Below are 5,823 nucleotides of genomic sequence, written 5' to 3'. Positions count from 1 at the left end.
CCTGCGCGCGGCCGGCGCCCGCGTGCAGGGCGTGTTCGGCAACCTCAAGTTCGACGTGGTGCCCGACGCCGCCCAACTGGCGCAAGGCCGCGAATGGCGCGACGCCACCGGCCGCCGCGTGGTCCTATTGGCCAGCAGCCGCGAGGGCGAAGAAGCGATGTGGCTGGAGGCCTTGCAGTCAAAACGGACTCCAGCGCAAATAACACTAGGGCATTCTGCTATCAATTCAGGAGTGTCCAGCACAGGGGCATCGGCAGCAGCCCTTCCCGTGCAATGGCTGGTGGTGCCACGCCACCCCCAGCGCTTCGCCCAGGTGCGGGAGCTGATCGAGGCCGCCGGCCTGACCGTGTCGCCCCGCAGCACCTGGGGCGCCGCACCCGGCACCGCCGACGTGTGGCTGGGCGACTCGCTGGGCGAGATGGCGCTGTACTACGGCCTCTCGCACGCGGCCCTGCTGGGCGGCAGCTACGCGCCGCTGGGCGGCCAGAACCTGATTGAGGCGGCGGCCTGCGGCTGCCCGGTGGTGACGGGGCCGCACACGTTCAACTTTGCCGAGGCGGCATGGCTGGCGTGCGAAGCGGGGGCGGCGCTGCGGGTGAAGGACATGGCCGAGGGGGTCGCCGTGGCGGAGGCGCTGGTGGGGGATGGGTCGAGGCTGGAGGAAGTGCAGGGCAGGGCGGTGGCGTTTACCAGCGCGCACCGGGGGGCGGCGTTGGCGACGGCGCTGGCTGTGGCGCAGATGTTGCGGGTGCAGCTTGGGGGCTCGTGAACGCCTTATCCAATCGATTCCGTTCGGCGCTGTTGACAACGATGCACTACGGCGGCGGGTTGAATCTACCGACTGGCGCGAACCCTTATTTTCCGACTATCTAATGCGCGCACAATAGCAATGCAGCGGGCAATCGTCTGCAGGTCACTCCAATAGCTGGTTGATCAGCCGACAAGGGGTTACTTAAGCAGACGAGATGCATGCGCAACGCGGAGGGCGAGTACAACTCGTTTATTACATCGATTAATCGAGGGAGAATCCATGCACATTGTTTCCGTTATCAACTACAAGGGCGGCGTCGGCAAGACTACAGTCACCTCAAACATCGCTAGCGAGTTGGCTTGGCGAGGGAAAAAGGTCTTGTTGATAGACACCGATGCCCAAGCCAGCCTCACTTTCTCATTCGTCACCCCCGACGACTGGGACGAGAATTACAAGGCAGGCAAGACAATTAAATCCTGGTTCGACGCGATTAGCCAAGGCCAAGAACCGCCTGCATTGAACGACTTCATCATCACTCCCCCGGCCGTTAATAGACGACTTGCAAATGGCGAAGGAGGAAAGATTGACCTGATCTGCTCGCACCTCGGATTGATCAACGTCGATCTCGACCTAGCCCTCCTACTTGGCGGGGCCAATATGACAGCGGCGAAGCGCAACTACCTGAAGGTTCATGGGCAGCTTCGACAGGCCCTGGCGTCGATCGCCAACAGCGCGGACTACGACATCGTCCTCATTGACTGCCCGCCTAACTTCAACATCGTCACAAAGAACGCGATCGTTGCTAGCGAACACATCCTGATCCCCGCCAAGCCCGACTACCTTTCGACGTTGGGCATTGACTACCTGCAACGCAGCGTCAGAGAGCTTGTCGAGGACTTTAATGAATATGCGGGTCCCGACGAGGAGGACTCAATCTCTCCCCATATCCTCGGTGTCATCTTTACTATGATTCAAATCACTAGCGGCCAGCCCATCTCGGCACAACGGCAATTCATCTCCCAGACCAAGCGCCTCGGCGTGAAAACGCTGGACAACAACTTCCGTGAGAACAAGACCATCTTCGCCGACGCACCTCAGAACCTCGTGCCAGTCGTGCTCAACGCATATACGAACAACACGCACTCTGACATCGTCCACGAGATAGAGGCGGTCGTCGGCGAGTTCTCCAACTTGCTGGGAGGCATATGAGCACCTCATCGACTCTCGCAGCCTCCGCCCTGCGGCGGCTAGCCGCCGCACTCGATCGAATGTCCGAAGAGGAACTCGCTCGACTTAGTGAGTCTGGGGCGGAGATCGAGATCAAAGTCTTACGCAGGCGTTCGAGGGAGGAGCTTACTCCTGAGGCAAGGCTAGATTTGGCTGACATCGTCGCGAAGCTCACGGGGGCGGCAAGCCGAGCCGATGCGTCTAAGTTCCTTGAGGACAGCTTTGGGACAAAGAAAGCTCTCGAACAGATAGCTCGGCATCTCGACGTTTTGGTGTCTAAGCAGGACAAAGCTGAAACGTTGCGCGATAGGATCATCGAAGCCACAGTTGGAGCTCGCCTTAGATCAGAAGCAATTCAGGGCAGCAACTGAATTGAGAGGACATAGAGTCATTAGGGTTTCATGCGAACGCCCGATGCCAGGGACGTTCGCTCTTCCCTCAGCCAGGCGAGGTTCATCACGATCAGTGCCAACCAAGCGAAGGCAGCTGCATTCCAAGGTAGAACTCCGTTCCCCTGAATGCCGAAGCGGGATCGGCAATCACGGCAACCATCGATGAGCCCACGATCATCGTTAGCGACATCAACACGCCAACGCTGGAAAAGAGCCAGCACACAAGACTTATTGCCACTCTGCGACCGTTCTTGGCTCGTTCCATTTTCGCTTCAAGTTTCTGCTGTGAGGACTGACCACAACCAGCGTTCGCCAAGTCTTGGCACCCGCAGTTCACGCGCTGTCCATTGTCTTTGGATGCGTCACCCACCAGACCGCACCCATCCAGAACAGGAAGTAGGTCACGCCCGCCAACGCGACGGAAGCGCCTGACGGCCAATCCAGCTTTGCAGCCAGAGCCAAAGGAACGACCAGGATGGCGGCCAACAGCATGCCTTTGTTCTGGGGATCCAAACCCCCCGATGTCACCCAAAGCGCCACGAAGGTCGAGGCGCACGCCAGGACGAGCGCAATGGCTATCCGGACCCAGATCGGGGCGGTGATTGGTTTGCAGCGGACGACACCCATTTGCCACATCCAGATTCAAGATTCAAGATTCAAAGGAAGTCCAACTGTGGCAAATGAACGGCGGCTTGTGGCCGGATGGCTGCCTGCCGTGACCCGCCGATTCCAGCGTTGCCCGGGACGACTGGCTGCGCGCTGATTCATTCCTCCACTGGCGCTCGGGGATTTCAGGTTGTCCGAAACACTGTTTTTAAGTACAGTCTTTCAAGTTCTCTCCCGTCCCTCGCGCCGTGCTGATGACCTGGGTGGCACATGGGCCAACTCAGCGTGAGACACCCCACCGTACCTCGGCCAACCCAGGCCATGCACGGGCCGAGACACGTTTTCCACTCCACCGCGAAGCCAACTGTCCCGCCCCTTGGCTCCGCATCCATCGCCCGCCGCCTCACACCTGCCAAGGGGTACACACGCTGGCCATGCAACCCTTCAGGAGGCAAAGCAATGCGAGTCAAATTCATGGGATTCCGGTTTGTCCTTCAACCGCAGGGCCCCCTGTCGCTGGAGACCTTCGCGCAGGCCCTTTCCGCCCGGGGCTACGATCCCAGCGCGCCCGCGGATGGGCAGCGCCTGTTCTTCCTGAACGATTCCGCGGACCCCGACTACCACGTGGGCGTGGTCATCACCGTCAAGGACCACAAGACCTATTGCGAACTGGTCCGGGCGCCCACCAACATCCTGGTGCGCGTGGCGCAGGTGCGCCGCGACGCCAGCCTGATGGATTTCAACTTCTTCGTGCTGCACAAGCGCACGGGGGCGGGCATGTACCAGTACTACCACCACTCCTGCAGCGTGAGCACCTTCTGCCACCTGGCTGGCACCCATTTCAACCAGTACAAGGAGCAGGCGATCGCCGAGGAAATCGCGGCGGCTGGTGGCAGTGAGTTGACCGAGGCGCGGCGCGTCAAAATCCGGCGCGAGCACAATCCCCGCTTCTCCTGGGAAGTGCTGGTGCGGCAAGAGGCGCTGCAGTCCATGATCGAAGAACTGGAGAAGGTGAAGAGTTTCGAATACGTGGTCGCCACGCCCGAGGTGCCGCAGGCGCAGTTCAAGGCCCACACGGCCTACATCAAGAACCGCGCGAGCAAGATCACCTTCGTGGCGGGCACGCCCGGCAAAATGCTGGCGTCGGCCATCCAGGCGTGCGTGAGGGCGGAGCGCCCCCAGCGCGGCCGCATCGAAGGGGTGGATGCCCATGGCGTCGAGAAAGTGATTTCCATCTTGGACAACCCAGAAAATTTCGGCGAATACGACTATGACCAGCTGGCTTCCAGGCTCGACCAGCTGGACGTGACACGCTTTTCCACCGCCTGGGTGGTCGAGGAGCTGCTGCGGCAGTGCCGCGAGCACCGCCACATTTTCGAGATGCCGATGCGATGAGGCGGTATGTGCTCCAGGCGCTGCTGTTCTCGGCCGCCGTGGTGGCCGGTGTGGTCTTTGGGGTGCCCGACGCCGATGGGGCGATGCAGTTCTATGGCGAGAAGATCCGGGCCAGCCTGTTCACGGGCCTGCTCACCACGGGCAGCTTCCTGCTATCGCTCAAGATCTTCATCGTGGTGAAGTTCAAGGAGACGGTGTTCGACACGCCGGGCTACCGCGAGCTGTTCGCGCAGCTAAAAAAGATCGACCCGCGCATCCGGCGCTATGCGCAGGTCCGCAATGTGAGCAACCTGATTTTTGCGTCCATCGTCTCGGCGCTCATCGGGGCGGCGGCGCAGGTCACGCTGGGCCTGTTGGACGTTTTTGCCTGCTTTCTGGCCTGCGTGGCGATCGCCGCGTTCGCCGGGGCCATGCTGTTCCAGACGCTGTGGCTGGTGCACGCGATCATCTCGGACTGGCTGGACCGCACGGAGGACCTGTAACGGCCGTTTGACGGCTGCCAGGAGCCACGGCGCGTGCCTGGCGGCGCACATCGCGCGGCGCCGGGGCGCCCACGGTGGCCGCGATGCCGCAAAATGCCAGCCACTGGCGCCCATTCGTCCGTCCTGGCCGACCGATGCGATGGATTGCCTGCCTGTCTGCTTGCCCGCTGCCTGCCTGCCATGATCGAAAAACACTACCTCACCCCGCTCTTCGCCCCCAGCTCCATCGTGGTGCTGGCCGGCCGGGCCGATGCGCCCGAGTCGCTCACGCCGTGCGCCCGTGCCCTGCACACCGCGCTGCGGGCGCAGCGCTTTACCGGCACGCTGCAGTTCCTGGACATCCACACCAGCGGCACGCTGGCCGATCTGGCGCAGACACGCGCGGACCTGGCCCTGATCGCGCTGCCGCCCGAGGATGTGGTGGCGGCGCTGGAGGTGGCGGGGCGCATCGGCTGCCGCGCCGCGCTGGTGATGTCGCACGGCATGGACGCTGATCAGGCGGCGCGGCTCAAGCACATCGCCCGGCGCGAGGGCATGCACCTGCTGGGCCCCAACTCGCTGGGCCTGCAGCGCCCGCACCTGCAGCTCAACGCCAGCGCGGCCGGGCCGCTGGCGCGGGAGGGGTCGCTGGCGCTGGTGTGCCAGTCGGGGGCGCTCACCGCGTCCATCCTGGACTGGGGCACCAAGAACGCGGTGGGCTTTTCCACGGTGGTGTCGCTGGGGCCGAACACCGACGTGGACATCGCCCAGGTGCTGGACTTTCTGGCCAACGACGCGCGCACGCAGAGCATCGTGATGTACATGGAAGGCATCTCCAGCGCGCGCCGCTTCATGAGCGCGCTGCGCTCGGCGGCCAACGCCAAGCCGGTGGTGGTGCTCAAGGCCGGGCGCAAGCCGGCGGGCAACGAGGCGGCGCACACGCACAGCGGCGCCATCGTGGGCAGCGACGACGTGTTCGACGCGGGCCCTG

Annotated in this window: 7 protein-coding genes; 6 read left to right on the top strand and 1 reads right to left on the bottom strand. The window is 62.7% G+C overall.

Annotation, left to right across the window (positions count from 1 at the left end; all coding sequences use genetic code 11):
- From AC27KI_RS17545 to AC27KI_RS17535, 3 genes are all read left to right on the top strand, one after another.
- The coding region (locus AC27KI_RS17545; RefSeq protein WP_487114981.1) for a 3-deoxy-D-manno-octulosonic acid transferase at positions 1-769 on the top strand (769 nt) is incomplete at its 5' end.
- A gap of 261 nt (positions 770-1,030) precedes the next feature.
- On the top strand, positions 1,031-1,960 hold the full coding sequence (locus tag AC27KI_RS17540) for a ParA family protein (protein ID WP_487090379.1): 930 nt from the start codon (positions 1,031-1,033) through the stop codon (positions 1,958-1,960).
- A gap of 59 nt (positions 1,961-2,019) precedes the next feature.
- A complete protein-coding gene (locus AC27KI_RS17535) occupies positions 2,020-2,349 on the top strand; it encodes a hypothetical protein (protein ID WP_487090380.1) in 330 nt (109 codons plus the stop codon).
- A gap of 354 nt (positions 2,350-2,703) precedes the next feature.
- Here the strand turns inward: AC27KI_RS17535 and AC27KI_RS17530 are convergent, their stop codons facing one another.
- Entirely contained in the window at positions 2,704-2,997 is a 294-nt protein-coding gene (locus AC27KI_RS17530) for a hypothetical protein (protein WP_487090381.1), read from the bottom strand.
- A gap of 438 nt (positions 2,998-3,435) precedes the next feature.
- On the opposite strand from AC27KI_RS17530, the gene AC27KI_RS17525 reads away from it, so the two are divergent.
- From AC27KI_RS17525 to AC27KI_RS17515, 3 genes are all read left to right on the top strand, one after another.
- A complete protein-coding gene (locus AC27KI_RS17525) occupies positions 3,436-4,371 on the top strand; it encodes a hypothetical protein (protein WP_487114979.1) in 936 nt (311 codons plus the stop codon).
- Positions 4,368-4,853 carry a hypothetical protein gene (locus tag AC27KI_RS17520; RefSeq protein WP_487114977.1) on the top strand — a complete coding sequence of 162 codons (486 nt, stop codon included), beginning with the start codon at positions 4,368-4,370 and terminating at the stop codon, positions 4,851-4,853. Before AC27KI_RS17525 ends, AC27KI_RS17520 begins: the two co-directional genes overlap by 4 nt.
- A 180-nt stretch (positions 4,854-5,033) precedes the next feature.
- Positions 5,034-5,823, top strand: a 790-nt coding sequence (locus AC27KI_RS17515; RefSeq protein ID WP_487114975.1) for a CoA-binding protein, incomplete at its 3' end; no start/stop codon positions are given.

The organism is Acidovorax sp. KPB24-03 (genome assembly GCF_057546605.1).
This window is presented reverse-complemented; position numbering and strand designations above follow the sequence as displayed.